General features: G+C 65.4%; 19 protein-coding genes. 9 read left to right on the forward strand and 10 right to left on the reverse strand.

Annotation, left to right across the window (positions count from 1 at the left end; genetic code table 11):
- Positions 1-195: 195 nt before the first annotated feature.
- On the reverse strand, positions 196-630 hold the full coding sequence (locus tag DCM79_RS15745; protein WP_257180620.1) for a hypothetical protein: 435 nt from the start codon (positions 628-630) through the stop codon (positions 196-198).
- Between the two features lie 168 nt (positions 631-798).
- Positions 799-1,206 (reverse strand): His-rich protein BRANT, encoded by a 408-nt coding sequence (locus tag DCM79_RS15750; protein WP_257180622.1) that lies wholly within the window; start codon positions 1,204-1,206, stop codon positions 799-801.
- Positions 1,207-1,457: 251 nt separating this feature from the next.
- Here DCM79_RS15750 and DCM79_RS15755 point away from each other — a divergent pair, with 251 nt between their 5' ends.
- Complete coding sequence (locus tag DCM79_RS15755; RefSeq protein WP_257180623.1) at positions 1,458-2,000, forward strand: tetratricopeptide repeat protein; 543 nt, start codon at positions 1,458-1,460, stop codon at positions 1,998-2,000.
- Positions 2,001-2,104: 104 nt separating this feature from the next.
- Positions 2,105-3,490 carry a serine hydrolase gene (locus DCM79_RS15760; RefSeq protein ID WP_257180624.1) on the forward strand — a complete coding sequence of 462 codons (1,386 nt, stop codon included), beginning with the start codon at positions 2,105-2,107 and terminating at the stop codon, positions 3,488-3,490.
- Here DCM79_RS15760 and DCM79_RS15765 read toward each other — a convergent pair.
- On the reverse strand, positions 3,480-5,045 hold the full coding sequence (locus tag DCM79_RS15765) for a S10 family peptidase (RefSeq protein WP_257180625.1): 1,566 nt from the start codon (positions 5,043-5,045) through the stop codon (positions 3,480-3,482). The two genes, DCM79_RS15760 and DCM79_RS15765, sit on opposite strands and share 11 nt — an antisense overlap.
- 241 nt (positions 5,046-5,286) lie before the next feature.
- On the opposite strand from DCM79_RS15765, the gene DCM79_RS15770 reads away from it, so the two are divergent.
- From DCM79_RS15770 to DCM79_RS15780, 3 genes are all read left to right on the forward strand, one after another.
- Positions 5,287-6,066: an NAD kinase gene (locus DCM79_RS15770; protein WP_257180626.1), complete on the forward strand. Its 780-nt coding sequence runs from the start codon at positions 5,287-5,289 to the stop codon at positions 6,064-6,066.
- Positions 6,067-6,166: 100 nt separating this feature from the next.
- Complete coding sequence (locus DCM79_RS15775) at positions 6,167-6,712, forward strand: response regulator (RefSeq protein WP_008549760.1); 546 nt, start codon at positions 6,167-6,169, stop codon at positions 6,710-6,712.
- 29 nt (positions 6,713-6,741) lie between these two features.
- Positions 6,742-7,320, forward strand: coding sequence for an Hpt domain-containing protein (locus DCM79_RS15780; protein ID WP_257180627.1), 579 nt, complete (start codon positions 6,742-6,744; stop codon positions 7,318-7,320).
- Between the two features lie 434 nt (positions 7,321-7,754).
- Here DCM79_RS15780 and DCM79_RS15785 read toward each other — a convergent pair whose 3' ends face one another.
- The 4 genes from DCM79_RS15785 to folE all read right to left on the reverse strand — a co-directional run bounded on the left by DCM79_RS15785 (position 7,755) and on the right by folE (position 11,528).
- Entirely contained in the window at positions 7,755-8,921 is a 1,167-nt protein-coding gene (locus DCM79_RS15785; protein ID WP_257180628.1) for a DUF2336 domain-containing protein, read from the reverse strand.
- Positions 8,922-9,213: 292 nt separating this feature from the next.
- Positions 9,214-10,272: a transglycosylase SLT domain-containing protein gene (locus tag DCM79_RS15790; protein WP_257180629.1), complete on the reverse strand. Its 1,059-nt coding sequence runs from the start codon at positions 10,270-10,272 to the stop codon at positions 9,214-9,216.
- A gap of 119 nt (positions 10,273-10,391) precedes the next feature.
- Positions 10,392-10,814 (reverse strand): phosphoribosyl-AMP cyclohydrolase, encoded by a 423-nt coding sequence (gene hisI, locus DCM79_RS15795; RefSeq protein ID WP_257180630.1) that lies wholly within the window; start codon positions 10,812-10,814, stop codon positions 10,392-10,394.
- Positions 10,815-10,838: 24 nt separating this feature from the next.
- Entirely contained in the window at positions 10,839-11,528 is a 690-nt protein-coding gene (gene folE / locus DCM79_RS15800; RefSeq protein WP_028137199.1) for a GTP cyclohydrolase I FolE, read from the reverse strand.
- A 254-nt stretch (positions 11,529-11,782) separates the two neighbouring features.
- On the opposite strand from folE, the gene DCM79_RS15805 reads away from it, so the two are divergent.
- Positions 11,783-12,238 carry an iron-sulfur cluster assembly scaffold protein gene (locus tag DCM79_RS15805; RefSeq protein WP_028137200.1) on the forward strand — a complete coding sequence of 152 codons (456 nt, stop codon included), beginning with the start codon at positions 11,783-11,785 and terminating at the stop codon, positions 12,236-12,238.
- 114 nt (positions 12,239-12,352) lie between these two features.
- Here the strand turns inward: DCM79_RS15805 and DCM79_RS15810 are convergent, their stop codons facing one another.
- Positions 12,353-13,246 carry a hypothetical protein gene (locus DCM79_RS15810; protein WP_257180632.1) on the reverse strand — a complete coding sequence of 298 codons (894 nt, stop codon included), beginning with the start codon at positions 13,244-13,246 and terminating at the stop codon, positions 12,353-12,355.
- Positions 13,247-13,475: 229 nt separating this feature from the next.
- On the opposite strand from DCM79_RS15810, the gene yidD reads away from it, so the two are divergent.
- The gene (yidD, locus tag DCM79_RS15815) at positions 13,476-13,814 is read left to right on the forward strand and encodes a membrane protein insertion efficiency factor YidD (RefSeq protein ID WP_257180633.1); all 339 of its coding nucleotides are present in this window, start codon (positions 13,476-13,478) and stop codon (positions 13,812-13,814) included.
- Between the two features lie 87 nt (positions 13,815-13,901).
- The gene (locus DCM79_RS15820) at positions 13,902-14,135 is read left to right on the forward strand and encodes a hypothetical protein (RefSeq protein WP_257180634.1); all 234 of its coding nucleotides are present in this window, start codon (positions 13,902-13,904) and stop codon (positions 14,133-14,135) included.
- Here DCM79_RS15820 and DCM79_RS15825 read toward each other — a convergent pair whose 3' ends face one another.
- Both DCM79_RS15825 and DCM79_RS15830 read right to left on the reverse strand, forming a co-directional pair.
- Positions 14,136-15,350, reverse strand: a complete 1,215-nt coding sequence (locus DCM79_RS15825) for a hypothetical protein (protein ID WP_257180635.1) — start codon at positions 15,348-15,350, stop codon at positions 14,136-14,138.
- Positions 15,351-15,352: 2 nt separating this feature from the next.
- Positions 15,353-16,720 (reverse strand): APC family permease, encoded by a 1,368-nt coding sequence (locus DCM79_RS15830; RefSeq protein ID WP_257180636.1) that lies wholly within the window; start codon positions 16,718-16,720, stop codon positions 15,353-15,355.
- Positions 16,721-17,074: 354 nt separating this feature from the next.
- On the opposite strand from DCM79_RS15830, the gene DCM79_RS15835 reads away from it, so the two are divergent.
- Positions 17,075-18,346, forward strand: coding sequence for an alpha/beta hydrolase (locus DCM79_RS15835; protein ID WP_257180637.1), 1,272 nt, complete (start codon positions 17,075-17,077; stop codon positions 18,344-18,346).
- Positions 18,347-18,367 lie beyond the last annotated feature (21 nt).

The following is an 18,367-nucleotide window of genomic DNA, read 5'->3' on the forward strand; positions in this document are numbered from 1 at the left end:
GTTGATCGTTCGTTACTGTGACGGGTCGGCAACAACGCGAGTTTGTTCCATCCCGCCGACTATTTTTGTCGTCTCGCAAGACCTGCCGTCCCAATTTGTCGCAACGCCAACCGCCCCGTTCAAAGCTCGCCGAAATGTGATCCGGCGGCTCCGGCGATCTCGTTCTAGCACTAGGCCATGAAGGCCGGCTTTGCGCTACCGCGTCATCTTTTCGAGTTCCGGAAAGGGTGCGTAAACCGCACCGGCACAGAGCTCACTGGTCCGGTCGACGACACGATCCGCTCGTCCGTTGACGAAGATCACCGCGCGTTCCCGCATGGCCTTGTAGCTGCCGTCGGTCTCGCGCGGGGTGAAGTGCAGACAGCTCACATAGAACTGCCGGCCGCCGACCTCGCGCTGGACCGGCTCGGCCATGCTGGCCTCGCGCACGCCGACCGGGTTGTTCAGATAGGTGCGCATCAGCGCCAGCGTGTCGCTGCGGAAATTGTCGGGAAACGGCTGCGGCCCTCCGGCCTGGGTCCCGCCCATGAAGGTCGGACGGTCGCCATCGCCGCTGAAACAGGCCGCAAGCGCCAGCGGCAAGGTCAGGATCAACGCCAGGCGCGCAGTACGTTTCGCCAATCGCCCCACAGCTCGCGCTCTCCACGTGCACAGACTCCTCGCATGTTCTAGCCCCAAGGCCGCGCAAAGGGAACGCACCGCCGCCGGCGCCTGCGCTTTCGCACAGGCGCCGGGACGGGGCCTGAAGTCCGTACGCGGCGGCGGGCAATGCAAGGTGCCGCCGCGCGGGATCAGACGTCAGCTGCGCTTGTCGCTGGTGGCCGGCTTGGCCAGGTCCGGCTGCGCCTTCTGCGACTTCTTGGCCGACAGATGCTTGTCGTTGTGGCTAAGCGTGGGCGCCGACTTGTGCTCGTCCGGCGTGGCCGCCGCGTTGGCATTCATCGCCTTCGACTTGGAATCCGCCTTAACGTCCGCCTTGGAATCCGCCTTGACGTCGGCGGGCTTGATGTCAGCAGCCTTGGCATCGGCTTTGGCGTCGGCCTTGACAGTGGCGTCCGGCTTTGCGGCGGTGGTGGACGCCTTGGTCTGGGCCTGGTCCGCCTTGATCACCGGGGCGGTCGTGGTGGTCTTGCCGGCCTCGGCGGCAAAGGCCGGGGCTGCGATCACGGAAGTCGCGAGCAAGGCGGCGGAAATGGTCTTCAGCATGGTGGTCTCCTCTTGGAAGGATCTCGAGGCGGCACCCTCTCGCCTACCCTTCGATCGTAGGCCAGAACCTAGGGGCGAGGCACTGAACCCAGTCTGAAGCCCCTTGCAGGCTCCCGTTCATCTCGATGACGAGCTTGTCATCTGCATCCGGGCGAGCAGATGGTGCGAAGCGGGAATGTTTCTGCGGGACGGGTGTTTCGGTCTTCGGGCAATCGTGTAGGATCGCCAAGTTCCATACGGGAGAATTTTAGATGCGCAGACTCTCAATGCTTGTCATGCCGGGACTGGTCGCCATGTCGCTGGCGGCCGCACCGGTGCTGTCCAGCGCCTATGCCGCGGGCGGCGACTCCCCTTCGCCGCCGCCGAGCTCGGACTCATCGACCAAGAAGGGCAAGAAGAAGAGCTCTTCCGTCAACGACCCCAAATTCCTCGCCGCCTATCGCACCGCCTACACCGCGATCTACGACAACCACGACTACACCGGCGCGATCGGCCAGCTGAAGTCGTTGAAGCGCGACGACGTCGCCGACGTCGCCAATCTGATCGGCTACTCCTATCGCAAGCTCGGCGACTACCAGTCGTCGAAGCTCTATTACGAGCTGGCGCTGAAGGACGATCCGAACCACGTCCGCACCTGGCAATATTACGGCCTCTGGCAGCTCGAACAGGGCAACCGCGAACAGGCGCAGTATCACCTGAACAAAATCGCCTCGCTCGCCGGCACCGACAGCTCCGAATATCGCTCGCTTGCGGCTGCGCTCGACAAGCCGACCGGCGCGACGCTCGTGTACTGACGACATCGCAACTTCATGAGGCGAACGGGCACAACCTTCCGGGTTGTGCCCGTTCCGCTTTCTCGGCTAGCCTCTCGCACCAATCCCCGCAAACCGGTAGCGCAATGGACAAGTGGCTGCGATCCGCGATCGACTACGTCGGCTCCTGGATCGAATTCCAACTGACGACAATCCAGCAGCCAGGCGTCATGGTCGCATTCGCCCATCGCGGCGAGATCGTCGCCGAGCATGCATTCGGCCTTTCCAACCTCGACACCGGCGAGAAGCTCACCCCGCGCCACCGCTTCCGCATCGCCTCCCATTCCAAGAGCTTCACCGCGGCCGGCATCATGAAGCTGCGCGAGCAGCGCAAGCTCCGGCTCGACGATACGATCGGCCAGTATGTCGGCGGCCTGCATCCGCGCGTTGCCGAGACGACGATCGCGCAGGTGCTGTCGCACAGCGCGGGGCTGACGCGCGACGGCGTCGATTCCGGCCAGTTCATCGATCGTCGCCCCTACCTCGACGCGAACGAGCTGCTCGCGGAATTGAAGCTACCGACCGCGATCGAGGCCGGCACCCGCTTCAAATATTCCAATCATGGCTTTGGCCTGCTCGGCCTCGTCATCGAAGCGGTGACGGAGCAGCCCTACTCGGTCTGGATCAAGCGCGAGATCATCGGGCCCGCGGGCCTGCGCGAGACCGAGCCGGACGCGCCGCTTCCCAAGGGCGCCTCCTTCGCGCGCGGCCACACACGAAAGGTTCCGCTGGGCGAACGCTGCGTGATCCCCGGAGACAATCCGGCGCAGGCGATGGCTTCGGCCGCCGGCTTCGTTGCCACCGCCGGCGACACCGCGCGCTTCTTCGCGCAGCTTGCGCCCAATGCGAGGAAGAGCGTGCTCTCCGTCGCTAGCCGCCGCGAGATGACGCGGCATCACTGGCGCATCCCGCAGAGCTTCGAGGGCTATTACGGCCTCGGCGTCAATGCCGGCAAGACCGACGGCTGGGACTGGTTCGGCCATAGCGGCGGCTTTCAGGGCTACATCTCGCGGACCTGCGCGATCCCGGCTTGCGAGCTTTCGATCAGCATCCTGAGCAACTCCATCGACGGCGCGGCGCCGTTCTGGATGGACGGCGCCATGCAGATCCTGCGCGTCTTCAAGACCCGCGGCGCACCCGACCGCCGCCTGCGCGACTGGACCGGCCGCTGGTGGACGATCTGGGGCGCGACCGACCTCGTTGCCGCGGGCAACCGCGTGCTGGTCGCCAATCCGCAGTTCAACAATCCGTTCATGGATGCCGCCGAGATCGAGGTCACCGGCCGCGACACCGGCAAGCTCGCCTGGGCTGCCGGCTATTCCAGCCATGGCGAGCCGGTGCGCCGGATCCGCGACAGGCGCGGCAAGGTCAGTGACATCTGGATCGCCGGTGCGAATGTGAAGCCGGAGCGCGTCGTGGCAAAGGAGATTGCGCGCCGCTATCCGCCGCGCAAGCGACGGCCTACTCCCTGATCAATCGCTCGACCTCGCTGCGCAACGCCTGCCGCGAGCCGCCCTGCGAATAGAACATATGGCCGCCGGGATAGACCACGAACTTGACGCGCTGCGTCACGAAGGCGGGCAGTTGATCGATCACCCGCTTGGTTCCGAAATAGGGCGTGGCAAGATCGAACAGGCCGTGCGTGACCAGCACGTTCAGCTTGGCATCGGTGGCAAGGATCTGGCGCAGCTCGGACACCGATTGCGGCGGGTTGATGCCGCGGCCGAAATCCCAGTGACCTTCCACACTGCCGTTCAGGACCTCATAGGAGCCGTCGGGCCGCCAGTTGAGCTTGCGCGTGAGCACGTCGACCGCAGCGCTCGTCAGCGGCGCCTGGAGCGCATCGCCCGAGGGGTCGCCGAAGCGCGAGCTGCTGGAATCCGGATAGGGATCGAAGCCGCGCACGGAGCCGTCGTAGCGTCCCGTCACCTTGCCGTTCTTGCGGTCGAACTCGCGGCGGAATTCGCCGACGTCGAAGCGCCCGGCGAGGCGGCGGCTCACCGCCTGGTCGATGCCGGTGAGCTCGGCGACCTTGTCGGCCAGACGATTGGTGGCCTCCTTGTCAGCCTCGCCCTTGACGAGGTCGGCCAGGAATTCGCCGCGCGCGTAGGCCTCGACGTCGGCGAGATCGGCACGCTTGACCGGCCCTTTGGCTTCGCGCGCCACCGCGACATAGCTCGGCAGCGTCGCGACATATTGCAGAAGGCTGGTGCCGGTGAACTCGCGGAAATCCAGGAGCGGCGACACCAGGATCAAGCCGCGCACGCCGATGCCGTGCTGGAGCTGCAACTGGCGCACGACCTTCGGGCCGCGGATGCCGCCATAGCTCTCGCCGGCGACGTATTTCGGCGACGTCAGCCGCTCGTGCTTTTCGAGCCAGCGCCGGATCACCAGCGCGATCGAATTGGCATCGCCATCCACGGAGTAGAAGGATTTTCGCGCGTCTTCGCCGCTCGCAATGAAGCGGCTGTAGCCGGTGCTGACGGGATCGATGAAGACGAGGTCGGTGAAGTCGAGCCAGGTCTCCGCGTTCGGCTTCACCTCGGGCGAGGCCGACGGCGACAGCGCATCGCCATCGAACGGCAGCCGCCAAGGACCGGCCGCGCCGAACTGGAGCCATGCCGAGGACGCCCCGGGTCCGCCGTTGAACAGGAACGTGACCGGGCGCGTGGCGCGGTCGGCGCCGTCGAGCTGGTAGGACGTATAGGCGATGTCGGCCAGCGGCTCGCCCTTGCCGTCGAACACGCGAATGGAGCCGGCGGTCGCCGCGAAGCTGAGGGTGCGGCCGGGCAGCTCCAGCGTCTGCTTCGTGGTCGAATCCGGCGGGAGACGGTGCGTCTCGGCCGGGGACGAACTCTGCGGCCCGCTTTGCGCAGCGCTGCCGCGCCCGCCCTTCTGTCCGGCCGGCGCGGTCATCTCGGCGCGCGGCTGCGGCGGATCCTCCGCGCGCACAACACTTGCGCATGCGACTACCGCAACAGCCAGTACGAGCCCGCTTCGTCGCAGCCTCGGCAAGATCGTGGGCATGATCGTTCTCCCTGCCCGGCTGTCATCGCCGGGCCGCATTGAAGCTAGCAAGAAATTGCGACCGTTTGCGGATCACGGCCGATGGCGCATTCCCACCGGGCTCAAATCAACCCGTTTTGTTCTCTGGACCGACAATCGCTCGTTTGCCTTGAAGGACGGTCATCCTCGACAATGTAGCCAAACCTCGTATAGACGAGCCCGGCGGAACTTCCTCCAGCCAGCGGCCGTGTCCGACAAGCCAATGACCAAGCCCCAGCGATACGACCGGATCGCCTTCGTCGCCAGCTCGAGCAACGAGGCGCAGGCCGCCTTCGGCCAACTCACCAGGGACTATGGCAATTGCGACCCCAAGGACGCCGATGTCGTGGTCGCGCTCGGCGGCGACGGGCTGATGCTGCAGACGCTGCACCAGAACATGCGCACGGGAAAGCCGATCTACGGGATGCATCGCGGCACCGTCGGCTTCCTGATGAACGAATATTCGACCCACGATTTGCGCGCGCGGCTCGAGGCTGCGCATGAATCCGAGATCAATCCGCTTCTGATGCGCGCGACCGACGTCAACGACCGCGTCCACCTGCACCACGCCATCAACGAGGTCGCCCTGTTCCGGCAGACCTACCAGGCCGCACGCCTGCGGATCATGATCGACGAGCGCGAGCGCATGCCCGAGCTGATCGCCGACGGCATCATGGTGGCAACGCCGGCGGGCTCCACCGCCTATAATCTGTCCGCTCAGGGTCCGATCCTGCCGATCAACGCGGCGCTGCTGGCACTGACGCCGATCAGCGCCTTTCGTCCGCGGCGCTGGCGCGGCGCCCTGCTGCCCAACACGGCCTATGTCGTCATCGAGGTGCTGGAGGGCGACAAGCGACCGGTGGCCGCGGTCGCCGACCACGACGAAGTGCGCGACGTCCGCCGGGTCGAGGTCCTGTCCGACAAGACGATCTCGATGCGCATGCTGTTCGACCCCGGCCACAGCCTGGAAGAGCGCATCCTGCGCGAGCAGTTCGGCTACTAGAACCACCTCGCGGGCCGCCGCCGCAGCCGCGGCCGCAACCCTTCGTTAACCTCCGGCGCGATATGGTTAACGAAGGTTGACCGCTTTTGGCCCGGGCGTCATGTTTCGTATCGACTTCAACAAGCTGCGCTTCCTCGTCTGCGACGACAATCCGCACATGCGCCGCATCCTGCGGACGCTGCTGCATTCCTTCGGCGCGCGCGAAGTCTATGAGGCCGAGGACGGCGCCACGGCGCTGGAGATGTACAGCCATTACGTGCCCGACATCGTCATCACCGACTGGGCGATGCCGATCTTCGACGGGCTCGAGCTCGCGCAGATGATCCGGCAGCCGGAATCCAAGGGCAACCCTTACGCGCCGATCATCATGCTGACCGGCCATTCCGAGAAACGTCGCGTCACCGTGGCGCGCGATGCCGGCGTCACCGAATTCCTGGCCAAGCCGATCTCGGCCAAGGGGCTCTATCAGCGCATCCTCAACGTGGTCGCCAATCCCCGCCCCTTCATCAAGACCAAGACCTATTTCGGGCCGGACCGGCGCCGCAACACCAATTCCGCCTATATGGGTCCCGAGCGCCGCGTCGGCGAAAAGCACGAGGTGCTGCAGCAGCCCTCGCTGCTCGACAAGGCCCGCTCCAGCATCTAGCGCAGGCGTCTTCAGGCGAGGCAGAAATCATGGCGAAGAACAGCGCAAAGGATATCGAGGTCAAGGCCTTCGCCACACACCAGATCATCACGCAGCCCAACCCGCTGCGCAAGGTTCTGCGCCGCGTCGACGAGAAGGACCTGGACGATCCGGTCGGCCGCGCCGAGCAGGCGCTCGCGGGTCTTTCCGGCGAGTTCAAGGACTGGATGACGACCGAGGTCAACCGTCTGTCGGCCGCCTATGTCGCCATCCGCAATGACGCCTTCACCAAGGAAAGGCGCGACGAGCTGTTTCACGCCGCTCACGACATCAAGGGTGACGCCGTGACGTTCGGCTATCCGGCCGCGGCGGGAATCGCCGAGAGCCTGTGCCGCGTCATCGAGCACGCGCCTGACCTGGCAAAGGTCCCGGCCGAGCTGTTCACGCACCACATCAACGCCATCCTCGCCATCGTGCACGAGAGCACCAGGCTCGACAGCATCAGCGTCTCCTCCGAGCTCAGCCGCCGCCTGCGCAAGATCGCCGACGACTATCTCGCGCACGTCAACCGCGACCGCCCCGAGCATCTCGAGGTGATCCTGGCGCCGAGCATCGTGCCGGGAGAGTAAGGCCTCCCGCTCTCTCCCCGTCATTACGAGCAGCACTTGCGACGAAGCAATGACGGTGGCTGGAGGCCCGGCTCCATCATTGCGATCAGTTTCGTAGGGTGGGCAAAGCGAAGCGTGCCCACGATTCATCCCGGATCAAACTGAGAGGCGGTGGGCACGGCGCTTTGCGCCTTTGCCCACCCTGTACCCTTCTGGCGTTCGGAGGCCAGTCAGTTGGTGTAGGCTGGTCGGCCGGGCCGATCCGCCGGGAGCCGCCTTGCCCACCTGTGCCTTGAGCACCGACGTAGGACCCGCGCCCCAGCCGCTGTCCAGGATGCCATCGGCACCGGCGTAGCCGGCGCGAAGCGTCCTGGACTGCGGTGAGCACCGCGCTACCCTGGTTCACCAAGGCACGAAAGCTCTTGACCAAGGCTAGGAGGTCCTACGGCATCGCGCTATGCCGCGATCAGATCGTCGTAGGCGTCCTCGTCCGCGATCAGCTCGTCGCAGAACAGCCGCGCCTCTTCGCGGGCCGATTCCGTGGCGAAGCGGCGCAGCAGGACCATCAGCGGCTCGGTGGCGCCGCGGTCGGTCTCGCAATGGGTGAGCACGCGCTCGACCATGCGGCGGCGCAGCCGTGCCGCGCCGTCGTCGCTGTCGACAAAGCCCTGCTCGTGGCAGGCATCGAGCGCGACCTGGAACGCCGCAAACGTCGTCTCGGGCAGCCCGGCGCGCCTAAGCAGCGCATGCAGGCTGTTGCCGCCGCGGTCGTGCAGCAGCGCGGTAACACGCGCCAGCGGCAGATCGGCAAGCTCGGCCAGCGCCGCGTCGAACAGACCGAGATTGCTCGACAACAGCGCGCGCAGGATCAGGCCGGCGGTCAGCTGGCCCGTGACGCGCAGATGATGCACAAGGCCCTGCATGTCCTCGCCGCGCGAGCGCGCCGCGATGTTGATGGTGGAGCGGTCGCGCGCCTCGATCGTGATGCGATCGGCACGGTCGGCGCTCAGCCAGTTCCGCGCCACGACGAATTGTGCCAGCGTCTCGGAGAGTTTGGCCACCAGCGCGGCGCGGGTTGCGGACGGCAGGTCATCCAGCACCAGCATCGCCTCGCGGATCGCCGCGAGATGGCCGTGGCGCTCGACGATGCGATTCCAGGAGAACGGCGCAAGCTCGGCATGGGGATTTTCGATCAGCTCCAGCGCGGCCGCCGCACAGCCGACTTCGGCGATGGCGGCGCAGACCGAGACCGGCAGCGCGATGCGGCGCGCGACCGCGCATTGCACCTCGTCATTGCCGGTTGCGACGATGTCGACGAGATCGGCGTCGATCAGCAGCGGGGAATGTTCGAGCACCGGCAGTGCGACGCTCGGCTGGTCCGCCGACAGCGCCCGCACGATCGATGCCGGCGCGTCCGGACTGCGCGCAAAGGCCTCGGCCATCGCCTGCCGCACCAAGGGCGAGGCATCGTCGAGCTGCATCAACAGCGCGCCTTCGGCGGCGATGCGGTCCTCTGTCGAAAGGTCTGAGATCAGCCAGGCCCGGGCCAACGCCCGCGTTGCCTCGGCCCGCTCGCCGGCGGACGCCGTCCTGATCCAATTAATGAACTGCCGAACAATCATGCTGCTTCCGGCTTACACAACAAACGAAAAGGGTGACGGCTCGTCACCTGCAACACAAAATAAACCACGACGCTTAACAAAGCGTTCACCATAACTGGCTGGTTTTATTGAGGATTTGTTAAGGGAGAGAATGGCCACGCTCTCGTGCCCCGGACGCAGCGCATCACGTCAGTGATGCGCTGCTGAGCCGGGGCCCAGAATCTTCGACAGCAATGTGTGCGGCAGCATGGGTCCCGGCTCTGCGGCGCATCGCTCACGCGCTGCGCCTTGTCCGGGACACGAGACCAGGTTTCTAGCTTGAGAACGTGCCGCTGCGATCGCTGAAGAGATCGAGCGGTTGCGGCGGACGCACGTCGGGCGCAGCTGAGGCGATTGACGTCAGCGAGGCGTTGTTGCCCCACAATTTCTGCACCGTGGTCGAGACCGGCTGCGTGTCGCCGGGCTGGTAGATCGAGCGGAAGGCCGGTGTGGTCGACGCACTGTCCGCGACCGTCGTGGGCGATATCGCACCGACGGGCGTCGCCGCACGTGTATTCGGGAAGGTCTGGAGATAGGCGGCATTGTCGACGATCGGCGCGGTCGGCTGCACACCGTTCGCGCTCGCGACCTCGGTGGTCGACGGCGTGCCGCCATACATCGCCATCGCGCTGCGGGTCACTTTCGAATTCGCCGCGCTGGCATAGCGCGCGTCCAGCACCGAATAGACCTCCGAGACGCTGCGGGCGCGGCCGTCCCTGGCGTAGAAGATCGAACGGTTGGCGGACGCTGCGTTCGGAAACAGCCGCGCGCCGACCGCTTGCGGATTGTCCTCGGCATTGGCGATTAGCCTGGCCGCGCCGCCGACGCCCATGAAATGCGCCATGTAGAGCTCGCTGTCGCTCGGCCTGCGCCCGAGCAGGCCGGTCAGCTTGAAGCCGTTCGACTGCGTCAGCGCCGCCGCCATGCTGGAAGCGGCTTGCGGGTCGTCGCGCAGCTTCATGATCGACCGCTTCATCGCGGGATCATCGACGGTGTAGCTGCCCGACGACGTCCTGGTGATGGCGTCGGAATAATTGCCGTAGCCGAGCTGCGTGCCGGCCTCCTTCACGGTGCCGAGCCAGGTCTGGTCGATGAACTGGTAGAGCCCATGCGCAGACGAGGTGGTGGCGCCTGCCGTGGGATTGAAATCCGATTCCATCTTGGCGGTGGTCAGCATGTACTGGAAGCTGACGCCGGAGATGTTCGAGGCCTGTTTGATCGCACCGGCGACGCGCGCCCGCGCCGGATCGAGACCGGCGGTCTGCGTGGCGCTGGAAGTGTCGACCGACATGATGAAGTGCCCGCCCCGCGCGGCGTTGAGCGGCGCCGGCAATTCGGACGCCCGTCGCCTCACCCTCGGACAGGTATGGTTAATGCGGGGTTAATCCTGGTATCGCCGCCCCACTTCAAGTCATTCCTGGGCGCACAGCAGGTGCGAACCCGGAATGACAGTTACTTCCTGTAGACCGCGTCCGGATCGAACAGCCGCTCCGCATCGGCGAAGACCAGCTTGGCTCCTCCGTCCTCACCCTCGACCTTGCGATAGAAGCACGACCGCCGCCCGGTGTGGCAGGCAGCCCCGATCTGCTCGACGCGGATCCAGACCGCGTCCTGGTCGCAATCGGTGCGCATTTCGACCACGCGCTGGGTCTGACCCGACGTCTCACCTTTTCGCCACAAGGCCTTGCGCGAGCGGCTGAAGTACCAGGCCTCGCCGGTCGCGATGGTCTTGCGCAGCGCCTCCTCGTTCATGTGCGCGACCATGAGCACGTCGCCGGTGGCAACATCGGTGGCGACGACCGTCACCAGCCCGCTGGCATCGAAGCGGGGCCGGAAGGACAGGCCTTCCTCGATCTCATGGGAGTGAGCGGACACGACCTTGCCGATCCATTCGCGAGGTCAGCGCGTGCCTCGCACCAGGGACAGGAAACGGGCCTGCTCCGCGGGATTGTCGCGGAACATGCCGGTGAAGCGGCTGGTGAAGGTGGAGGCGCCGTGCTTGGCGACGCCCCGCACCGACATGCAGGTATGCTCGGCCTCGATCAGCACCGCAACGCCGCGCGGCTTGAGCACCTCGTCGATTGCAGCCGCGATCTGCGCCGTCAGGTGCTCCTGGGTCTGGAGCCTGCGGGCGAAGATGTCGGTGAGGCGGGCGAGCTTGGACAGGCCGACGACCCGCTCCACCGGCGTATAGGCGATATGGGCCTTGCCGTAGAACGGCATCATGTGATGCTCGCACTGCGAGGTGAACTCGATGTCGCGCACCAGCACGAAATCGTCATAGCCGGCAGTTTCGCCGAAGGTGCGGTCGAGCACCTCGGCCGGACATTGGTGATAGCCCTGATACAGCTCGTCGAAGGCCTCGACGACACGGCGCGGCGTGTCGAGCAGGCCCTCGCGCTCGGTGTTCTCGCCGATATAGGCGAGCAGCGTCTTCACCGCCGCTTCCGCCTCGGCGCGCGCCGGGCGCGGCTGGTCGGCGCGGACGGCGGCCGCGAGGAATTCAGCGGGATCAAGCTCGGCCGGACGACTCTCGGGCTGCCGGTCAGAGGGCTTGCCCGGGCGGATGGATTTGATTGCAGCGTCCATATCGACTCCGTTCGACGGCCTTGACGGCCGGAGTGTCACCGGCAGACGGGGCGGCCAAGCCGCCGGACGCCTGAAGAGAACAGTTTCGGCGGAAAGGGTCCTGGGCTCAAAACGCCGACGGCATGGATCCGGATCACCGCCTCGTACCGCCGGACTGTATTTCCACCAGTTCCGTCCCTATATAGGACCCTGGACGACGCCCGCCAAGGCCGACAGGTTGCCGAAGTGGGCATGGACGCGCTGGACTCCATCACATGCTGAACGACATTTATAACAAGCGGATCATCGAGTTGGCCGGCAATATTCCGCGCCTCGGACGGCTGCCGGACCCCGATGCCTCCGCCACGGCCCACTCCAAGCTGTGCGGCTCGACCGTCAAAGTCGATCTCAAGATGACCGGGGACACCGTCACCGACTTCGCCCATGACGTGAAGGCGTGCGCACTCGGACAAGCCTCTTCATCCATCATGGCAAGTCGGGTTGTCGGCTCGACTGCGAGCGAACTCCGTGAGTTACGCGAGACTGTTCGCAAGATGCTGAAGGAGAACGGTGCGCCTCCTGAAGGCAAATGGGAGGAGATCAAGCTCCTCGAGCCCGTCCGCGACTACAAGGCGCGCCATGCCTCGACGCTGCTGACCTTCGATGCCGTGGTTGACGCGATCGGTCAGATCGAGGCCAAAGCCAAGCAGCCGGCTGCGGCACAGGGCTGAGCCCATCGATGTCATTCCGGGGCGCGCGTCAGCGCGAACCCGGAAATCTTGCGCTTTGACGTCTGGAGTCCGGGTCCGTCGCTTTGCGACGCCCCGGAATGACGGCGAAGAATCTTACTTCGGCGTCGGCGCAGCCGGCGCGGCCACACCGCCCGTCGGCACCACGGCTTCCGCCGTCTTGGTCGACTTGGAAGGCTGCTCCGGCTCCTCGCCGAACCTTGCCTGCGTCTTCGGGGCAAGCCCCGCCATCGCCGGTGCGGAGATGTCCACATGCGGCAGCACGTCGGCGACGAGATCGGTCGTCACGAGATTGGTGACCTTGAGCTCGCCGGCATCCAGCTTGTGCAGATCTTCCCAGGGCGGAACGCTGAGCGCGAGCGACAGCAGATCGCCGGTGCCACCCATATCGAAGGTGTATTTCGCGAGCCGGCCGATGTCGCGCTCCACGATCATCAGGTCCTGGGCGCTGTAGCTCGCCGCCTTGGCATCGTCGGCACGGTCGCCCATCCAGATCTGATGCACGCGGACATGAGCCGCTTCCGGCACGTAGCGCTTCTTGCCGGCCAGCAGCAGGAACACGCACATGGATTCGCAATAGGCCTCAGGCGCGACCGCCGGGCGGGCCGACTGCCCGCCGCGCAGGCTGACGCCGACCGTGGTCAGCAGGCCGAGATTGCGAAACCGCCGGCCAAGCGTGATCGCGTCGTTGACGGAACCGCCGCTGGAATCGAGCACCACGGTGGCGCCGCCGAGCTGGCGTCCGCGAGAAAATTCTTCGAAAGCCTTGGGTGTGTCGGCGGTGATGATACCGACCGCGCTGACCCAGCCGCGGCAGTTCGGCTCGCAGGCGACCCAGCTGAACTTCATCGGCAGCTTGCGCTCTTCGAGCGCGCTACCCGCTCGGGCCGACGACCCGAGTGTCGCGACGGCGCCAGCCAGCACGACTCCACACACGGCGGTTCCCACCAGCAACCAGCCGCGAAGATTGAGCGACTTCAGAACTTTCAAACTGGTCCCTTCCCCAAGCCCCAGAGGCGATTCAGGCAAGCCCCGTTTTGCGTGCGATGAGTCTACACACGAACGTCACAAAAATGGTATCCGGGGGAATACAGATCGTCCATAGGTACTTGCTGCACTGCTCCCAGAAAGCATGCAAAATATGGCGCGCAAACAACAGCTTACAGTTCCCCGCATTGGAACCGTGCAACACCTCGCTTAACATCGCAGCACCGCGCACATGAAGCAATCAGCCTGCGGGCATTGTTCCAGCTCAGTCGAAGGGGCGCTTCGGCTGCCACGCAGATTCGGCCGTGCGCTGATCTGGCTGTACCGCCACACGCTGTCGCCCCTGGTCGGCTACAATTGCCGGCATCTGCCGACTTGCTCGGTCTACGGCGACGAAGCGATCGAACGGTTCGGGCTGTGGGCCGGCGGCTGGATGACGCTGGCGCGGCTGCTGCGTTGCCATCCCTTCGGCACATCAGGCATCGACAACGTGCCGCTGACCGCACCGCAAGGCGCGCGCTGGTACCTGCCATGGCGCTATGGCCGATGGCGCGGCGTCAATGCGCCCTGAGCTTGCGATTGCGTTGCCGTGCGCCTGACTGGAACCTTGGACTTTGCTCCCGCGTTGTTTTGACGCTCCCTTGGGGAGGAAACAACAATGCGCTGGAAAATCAGCCCTCACCTTCACGCCATGCTTGGACTTGGGCATTGGCTTGGGCTTTGGCCCGCCCGCGGCTCCAGGCGGCACCACGACCCCCGCACCATCGACCTGCTCGCAATCGTCGCCTTGCTGGCGCTCGTGCTCGGCTCGGGCTGGTACCTGGCATCGAGCCTTGCGACGCCGCCAAGCTCGACGGCGTTCATCGTACCGAGCCAGAGCGTGCACTGGTAATCATCGGAACCAGTAGAAGCGCCCGGACTGCGGCGGGATCGACTCGGGCGGTCGCAGCCGTTTCGGACGCGGCGGCTTCGGCGCCGGCTCGGCCGACGAGGTCGCCTCCCCGCTTGGCGGCGTTTCGCTGCCCGGCACTTTCACCGCCAGCAATAAATTCGACTCGTGCATGCGCCAGCGGTAGCCGACGCCGAAATCGATCGGCTGGGCGCGCCTGAACAGCTCGGCGTAACGGTCCTGGTAGCGACCGGGAAATTCGTCGATGGGGCCGAGATAGCGCCCGAACGGAAAGAACCGCCATTGCCGTGCGCCGTAATTCGCTAGCGGAATGCCGGAATCGTCCTGGATGATGGTGGCGCTGTTGGCGAGCAGCCAGTCGCGGACGACGGTGAAGTTTCCGGAGTGCAGGAGATAGGACGCGCTCTTGAGCAGGCTGTTGCCCGGCCCCAGCGTCTCGCAGAATTTCAGGAATCCGGTGTTGCGCGCGCCTGAATTGGAAAGGTCGGTGGAGAAATAATACAGCGTGCGTGCCTCGCCGTCGCTGCCGGCGAAGGTGATCCGCACGCCATGGGCGGCGTTCGGTCCCGGATTGTCTCCAGCGGCATGCATACCCCCCTTGGCGTCGAGCGCGACCATCTCGACGTTGCGGATGGTCTTGCCGGAGCGCGCCAGGAAGACATAGAGGATCGGCAAGGTGCCGTTGACCTGATTGGCGTGCAGGTCGACCTTCATCTGCTTGGTGATGAAGAACGAGAAGCTCAGGATCGAGCCGAGCGAACGTTCGACATTGTAGAGCGCGGCACTGATCGAACCGCGCGGCAGCCGCGTCAAATCGGGCACGGCACCGACCGGCTCCAGCGCGCCGAGCACGTAGGTGCTGGCCTTGGCATAGAAGGCGTTGGCGTAGAGGAAATCCGGGCCGCTGAACATGTAGAACATGGTCGGCCGGGGCGCGGCGAGATTGACGTCGGCCCAATCGCGGATCTTCGAGAGCTGGCGCTGTTCGAGCTGGGCGAAGGCGCCGTCGAAGAACTTGGCATGGCGCTGCCACCCCGGCTCCTTTGTCAGCGGCAGCAGCGGCGAGTCCGCCGAAGGCTGCATGCCCGCGAGGAAGCGCGCGGTATCATCGAAGGTGATGTCGGCGGCGCGGGCGGAGGAGACGGCCGCAGCCAGCAGGGCAAGAGCGGCGGCGGCAATTCTGAGGGATCGAAACATGTCTATTCGCGATTGTGGGAATTGCCAGCGGCGACCGGCCGCCTGCGGAAAACGGCATAAATCAACAGGCCCGACAGCATGACGAGCATCCCCGAGAGCGACTGCACCGGCCGCTCGGTCAAGAGGTAGTACATCATGAACGCGGTCACGAGCAGGAAAACCAGGGGCGTGAACGGGTATCCCCAGGCGCGATAGGGCCTGGGCAGATCGGGGGCGGTGATGCGCAGCTTGATGACGCCGGCGACCGTGAAAAAAGAGCAGAACAACAGTGCGAACTGGATGAAGTCGAGCACCGCCTCGAAGCTGCGCGTGAACAGCAGCAGCGTCGCGACCGCGAGCTGGAACAGGATGGCATAGGCCGGCGCGCCGCTCGTCGATCGCTTCGAGAACACGCGCAGGGCCGGAATGTCCTCCCCCATCGTCATCATCACGCGCGGACCGATCCACATCATCGCGGAGATCGAGGAGACCAGGCCGACGCAGATCATCGCGCCGACGATGCGGCCGCCGAGACTGCCGAAGATCGCGGTGCCGGCGACACTGGCCACATCGAGCTGGCCGGCGAGCGCACCGACCGGCGTGGAATAGAGGAACACCGCGTTCAGCGCGACATACAGCACGAGCACGATCAGCGTCCCCGCCAGCATCGCGCGCGGCAGATTCCGCTGCGGCATGTTCATCTCGCCAATGATGTAAGTCGCGGCATTCCAGCCGGAGAACGAATACATCACGAAGACGAGGCCGATCGCGAACGGTGCGCTGACGATGTGGGCGAGATCGCCCGGCTGCGGCGTGAAGGTGATCGGCTGCGGCACGCCGATGACGAAGCCGGCAACCAGGAATGCGACGATCAGCACGACCTTGATGATCGTCGCTATCAGCTGGAAGGTCGAGGAGTGCCTCACGCCGGTCAGCTGCACGAGCGAGACCAGCCACACCACGGCGATGGCGAGCGGGATCGGCGGCAGATCGGGCACGACCGATTTGGCGTATTCGCCGAACGCCATCGCGGCAAGCGCGACCGGCGCTGCGAAGCCCACCGTCGCCGACACCCAGCCGGCGAGAAAGCCGAACGCCGGATGATAGGCACGGCCGAGGAAATTGTATTCGCCGCTCGAGCGCGGAAACATCGCCCCGAGCTCGCTGTAGGCGAACACCCCGCATAGCGCGACGATGCCGCCGACGGTCCACAGCAGCAGGATCGAGAAGCCGGACGGGATGTCCTTGACCTGGAAGCCCAGACTGGTGAAGACGCCGACCCCGATCATGTCAGCCACGACGATGGCGGTCGCGACCAGAACCGAGACCCCTGTCCCGCTTCCGGTCAGCCGGCCAGTCCAGGGTTCGGTTCCCGCATCTGATGCCGTCATCGGGGTCCTTAACCTGAGGCATGGTGCCTCGCGGGCGCATCGTGCAGTTTGGCCCAGTCAATTCAAGCAGGGTTAACAAGGGTTAAATGAGGCAGCGGAAACGGGGTACTTGAGCACCGCTATTGCCGCTAACGCGAGAAAAAGCGGCATAAGCCCCGGAAAACCCCGTCCTCCCTCCCCACAATCAGGACACGATTGCATGGTCCTTTTGAGCGTTCCGGATGTGGGGAAGTTTCTCCGGACGCTTAACGTCGCCTAAACGCCGGTCGGCTCAATTGTCTCGAGATTGCCGAGTGGACGTGACTTTGGGGTCATGGGTGGATGGTCGGGGCCGTTCCGAAACCGAGAGCTGATATGCCTGCCGATCGGATCCCCTCCGCTGCGCGCGGTCGCGCGCTCCGGCTCGGCCTAATCTCAGCCTTGGTGCCGCTGTCGCTGACGCTGGTTCAATGCGGCAAGGCGCCGAACCCGGCCGCGCTCGCGGCGAACTCGCAGGCGAACGTCCAGGTCGTTGCGAAGACGAACCAGAAGGTGGCGAGCGGCGACACGTTCGAGGATCGCTTCCCGGCCCCACAGTTCAGTGAGCGCTTTCCGTCCGCAAGCGAGAGTCTTCTGCAGCGGCAGATGTGGGATTTCTCGCCCAAGCACGCTTTGCAGCAGCAGCCGCCGGAGCAGGCACCTTACAAGGTCGCCTCGCTGGAGCCGCAGGTCCCCTACAAGCGCCCCGCCCGCGAGGGCCTGACGACCCTGGTCAGCATGAAGTCGTCGGCCTTTCCCTATTTCGGCAACAACCCCGCCTCCGACGCCCCGTTCCTCAACATTGCCAAGGGCGACCGCCGCGGCCATCGCAGCTATTCCGGTCGCGTGTTCTGGCAGGACGAGACCTATAATGACAGCCGCGTGCTGGTGCACGTGCCCGAGCATTTCGACGCGCGCAAGCCGGGCGTGATCGTGGTGTTCTTCCACGGCAACGGCGCAACGCTCGAACGCGACGTGCGCGATCGCCAGCTGGTGCCCAAGCAGATCACCGATTCCGGCGCCAACGCCGTGCTGCTCGCCCCGCAGATGGCGGTCGATGCCGCCGATTCCAGCGCCGGCAAGTTCTGGCAACCGGGCGGCTTCAAGCGCTTCATGGCTGAATCGGCCGAGCATCTCGCCCGTGTCACCGGCGATCCCAACGGCGCGCGCGCCTTCGCCAGCATGCCGATCGTAATCGTCGGCTATAGCGGCGGCTTCCTGCCGACGGCCTGGAGTCTGGAGGTCGGCGGCATCAGCGAGCGCGTCCGCGGCGTCGTGCTGCTCGATGCCGTCTATGGCGAACTGGACAAGTTCGCGTCCTGGATCGAAAGCCACCGCTCCGGCTTCTTCGTCAGCGCCTACACCCGCCACACCGCGCGGCGCGACCGCGAGCTGATGAGCATGCTCCGCCAGAAGGGCATCAGCGTCGCCGAGGACATGGATCAGCCGCTCCGTCCAGGCAGCGTGGTGTTCGTCGAGACCGCCGACGGCATCACCCATCGCGACTATGTCACCCGCGCCTGGACGCAGGATCCGCTCAAGGACGTGCTGGTGAAGATGGCGGCGACGCCGTCGCTGGCGCTGACGCGCGTGGCATCCAGCCGCTAAAGCGCGATGCGATTGGGCTGA

Origin of the sequence: Bradyrhizobium sp. WBOS07, assembly GCF_024585165.1 — a bacterium.
Classification (GTDB): domain Bacteria; phylum Pseudomonadota; class Alphaproteobacteria; order Rhizobiales; family Xanthobacteraceae; genus Bradyrhizobium; species Bradyrhizobium japonicum_B.

What these genes read in the sequence shown, in the direction of transcription:
- DCM79_RS15755 (WP_257180623.1), top strand. Translation starts at nt 1,458, where the DNA reads ATGCGCAGACTCTCAATGCTTGTCATGCCGGGACTGGTCGCCATGTCG.
- DCM79_RS15780 (WP_257180627.1), top strand. Translation starts at nt 6,742, where the DNA reads ATGGCGAAGAACAGCGCAAAGGATATCGAGGTCAAGGCCTTCGCCACA.
- DCM79_RS15820 (WP_257180634.1), top strand. Translation starts at nt 13,902, where the DNA reads ATGCGCTGGAAAATCAGCCCTCACCTTCACGCCATGCTTGGACTTGGG.
- folE (WP_028137199.1), bottom strand. Translation starts at nt 11,528, where the DNA reads ATGGACGCTGCAATCAAATCCATCCGCCCGGGCAAGCCCTCTGACCGG.
- DCM79_RS15830 (WP_257180636.1), bottom strand. Translation starts at nt 16,720, where the DNA reads ATGACGGCATCAGATGCGGGAACCGAACCCTGGACTGGCCGGCTGACC.
- DCM79_RS15825 (WP_257180635.1), bottom strand. Translation starts at nt 15,350, where the DNA reads ATGTTTCGATCCCTCAGAATTGCCGCCGCCGCTCTTGCCCTGCTGGCT.
- DCM79_RS15785 (WP_257180628.1), bottom strand. Translation starts at nt 8,921, where the DNA reads ATGATTGTTCGGCAGTTCATTAATTGGATCAGGACGGCGTCCGCCGGC.
- DCM79_RS15750 (WP_257180622.1), bottom strand. Translation starts at nt 1,206, where the DNA reads ATGCTGAAGACCATTTCCGCCGCCTTGCTCGCGACTTCCGTGATCGCA.
- DCM79_RS15835 (WP_257180637.1), top strand. Translation starts at nt 17,075, where the DNA reads ATGCCTGCCGATCGGATCCCCTCCGCTGCGCGCGGTCGCGCGCTCCGG.
- DCM79_RS15770 (WP_257180626.1), top strand. Translation starts at nt 5,287, where the DNA reads ATGACCAAGCCCCAGCGATACGACCGGATCGCCTTCGTCGCCAGCTCG.
- DCM79_RS15760 (WP_257180624.1), top strand. Translation starts at nt 2,105, where the DNA reads ATGGACAAGTGGCTGCGATCCGCGATCGACTACGTCGGCTCCTGGATC.
- DCM79_RS15775 (WP_008549760.1), top strand. Translation starts at nt 6,167, where the DNA reads ATGTTTCGTATCGACTTCAACAAGCTGCGCTTCCTCGTCTGCGACGAC.
- yidD (WP_257180633.1), top strand. Translation starts at nt 13,476, where the DNA reads ATGAAGCAATCAGCCTGCGGGCATTGTTCCAGCTCAGTCGAAGGGGCG.
- DCM79_RS15805 (WP_028137200.1), top strand. Translation starts at nt 11,783, where the DNA reads ATGCTGAACGACATTTATAACAAGCGGATCATCGAGTTGGCCGGCAAT.
- DCM79_RS15765 (WP_257180625.1), bottom strand. Translation starts at nt 5,045, where the DNA reads ATGCCCACGATCTTGCCGAGGCTGCGACGAAGCGGGCTCGTACTGGCT.